The organism is Xylophilus sp. ASV27, from assembly GCF_016428875.1.
GTDB lineage: Bacteria > Pseudomonadota > Gammaproteobacteria > Burkholderiales > Burkholderiaceae_C > Xylophilus.
Map to the genome: position 1 here is coordinate 1 of NZ_JAELTO010000215.1, position 1,907 is coordinate 1,907.

Below are 1,907 nucleotides of genomic sequence, written 5' to 3' on the forward strand. Positions count from 1 at the left end.
CTAATCAGCATGCCAAGTCAAAGCAATCTCACCTCCGAAATCATTCCAACGCGCCTCGAAGAGGGCGGTCGACCCGTGGCCTTGGAACTCGTTGCTCGTAGGCCCTCTGGGCCAGGCCCCTTTCCTACTTTGGTCTTCAATCACGGTTCTACTGGTTCCGGAACGAATCCGGCGGTCTTCCGGCGGACGATGGCCTGCGCTCCGCTCGCGGACTTTTTCGCTGAGCGAGGTTGGCAGGTCATCTTTCCTCAACGTCGAGGCCGCGGGAAGTCAGGGGGACTCTATGACGAAGGGTTCAAGCTGGACCGAAGTGGCTATTCCTGCGACCCGCAGTTGTCCCTGCCAGGCGTCGACCGGGCCATGGAGGACTTGGACGCGGTGATGGAGCACATCTGCGCGCGTCCAGATGTCCAGCAGGAACATCTGGTGATTGGTGGAGCATCGCGTGGCGGGATTCTGGCGATTGCCTATGCGGGCGAGCGACCGTCCATTTTCAAAGCCGCTATCAACTTCAATGGCGGTTGGCTGGGGAGAGCTTGCCCAACGCACCCGGAGGTAAATAGGAAGACGTTCCTACGCGGCTCGGCGTTCCCTCGGGAGACCCTTTGGCTTCACGGAAGCCACGACCAGTACTATCGCATCGCGCATTGTCGTGAGAACTTCGATGCATTTCGCGCGGCCGGGGGCAGGGGTGCATTCCACGCGCTGCGCGGCGGGCATGCGTTGATTTATCGACCCCAACTTTGGGCCGCCACGATGGCCGACTACCTGGACGCAATCGCGTAGTTCAGGTTGCGGCCAAGAGCGGACATTCGCACCAAGCAGTAGAAAGGAAAGCATCGAATGAAAGATGGCGTTGCCTTTCCTGAGGCCGTGTTGTGCATCCCCGGCCCCTGGATTGATAGAGCGGACCTGACAAGGCAACTCGTAGAGTCAAACGCGAGCTACATTTTTGCTGGCATGTTGTTGATGAACATGAAGACCAGTACGACGTGTGAGCTTCTAATGGAAGCACGCGACGAGAGAATGTTGTCTGCTTTCAAGGTGTCTGGACCGCACTGGTCGCAGACAGATGAAATGACGCGCATCACCGATCATGAATCCGTCATTTATCTGATCGGCCACGGTGGCTCGGAGACCAATTTCGCTCCTTTGATGCGCGCCGCGCGTGCGCTCCTAGATGCATGAGGCTTTGGCGTCAAGGTCGAGAGTGCGGGCCTTGCACATAGCCCAGAGGCGTGGCGAAGGCTTTGCGATGAGTTGCATCTTTTCAGCGTTCACGAAGCTTGCGTCGTGTACCTCACGGGCACTGATATTTACTCGTGCGGTATGCACAATCTTGGCCTGAAGGATGTCGTCGTCGCAGCAGAGGGCACTGAAGACCCTGTTGAGCTTGTCCGGACCTTCACACGTTATGCCTTCGCCGAGAAGGCGAACATCCGATCTGGACAGACCTTCTCTTTAGCTTCCGACGCTCCCGTGTACAGAATCGTGGACGACGTAGGCGTGCAGTACGACGCTTCATCACTTTTTAACAATCCGTATGGTTTCTGGCGCCTTGAACCTGAGGAATTAAAGCTTGTGGCGAGCACCCCTTACAGACGTTCTTAGTGGAAGTTCCGCAAGCACTAGCTCAACGTTCGCTTCCGAATAAACCGTGCAGCCGGTAAGGGGCCCGTCCGATCTGGTCAGCCTCGGGCAGAATCCGGCCAGAACCGGACCTTCCCTCGAACCTCCCAATGAACGTCGAAAATACCACAATCGTTGACGCCGTGGGCACCGACAAGGAGACCGACGAGGTCCGGCTGAGCATCTTCGACCACTTGCCTTGGGACACAGAACACCTCCGTCTCCTGCAAGACAAAATCAACGTCTACCTCGGCTTTATCGAGTCCGGTGAAATCTAT

General features: G+C 57.0%; 4 protein-coding genes. All 4 read left to right on the top strand.

The features are described 5' to 3' along the window. A partial coding sequence (locus JHD63_RS22380; protein WP_233168542.1) for an alpha/beta hydrolase family protein occupies positions 1-786 on the top strand: 786 nt, incomplete at its 5' end. Positions 787-843: 57 nt separating this feature from the next. Next, the gene (locus JHD63_RS22385) at positions 844-1,188 is read left to right on the top strand and encodes a hypothetical protein (protein ID WP_198972985.1); all 345 of its coding nucleotides are present in this window, start codon (positions 844-846) and stop codon (positions 1,186-1,188) included. A gap of 105 nt (positions 1,189-1,293) precedes the next feature. Beyond that, positions 1,294-1,611, top strand: coding sequence for a DUF4261 domain-containing protein (locus JHD63_RS22390; RefSeq protein WP_198972987.1), 318 nt, complete (start codon positions 1,294-1,296; stop codon positions 1,609-1,611). Between the two features lie 128 nt (positions 1,612-1,739). After that, positions 1,740-1,907: DUF6572 domain-containing protein (locus JHD63_RS25110; RefSeq protein ID WP_370590617.1), on the top strand; the 168-nt coding region annotated here is incomplete at its 3' end.

Excerpts from the sequence above, each read along its gene's own strand:
- JHD63_RS22385 (WP_198972985.1), top strand. The coding sequence starts at position 844 with ATGAAAGATGGCGTTGCCTTTCCTGAGGCCGTGTTGTGCATCCCCGGC.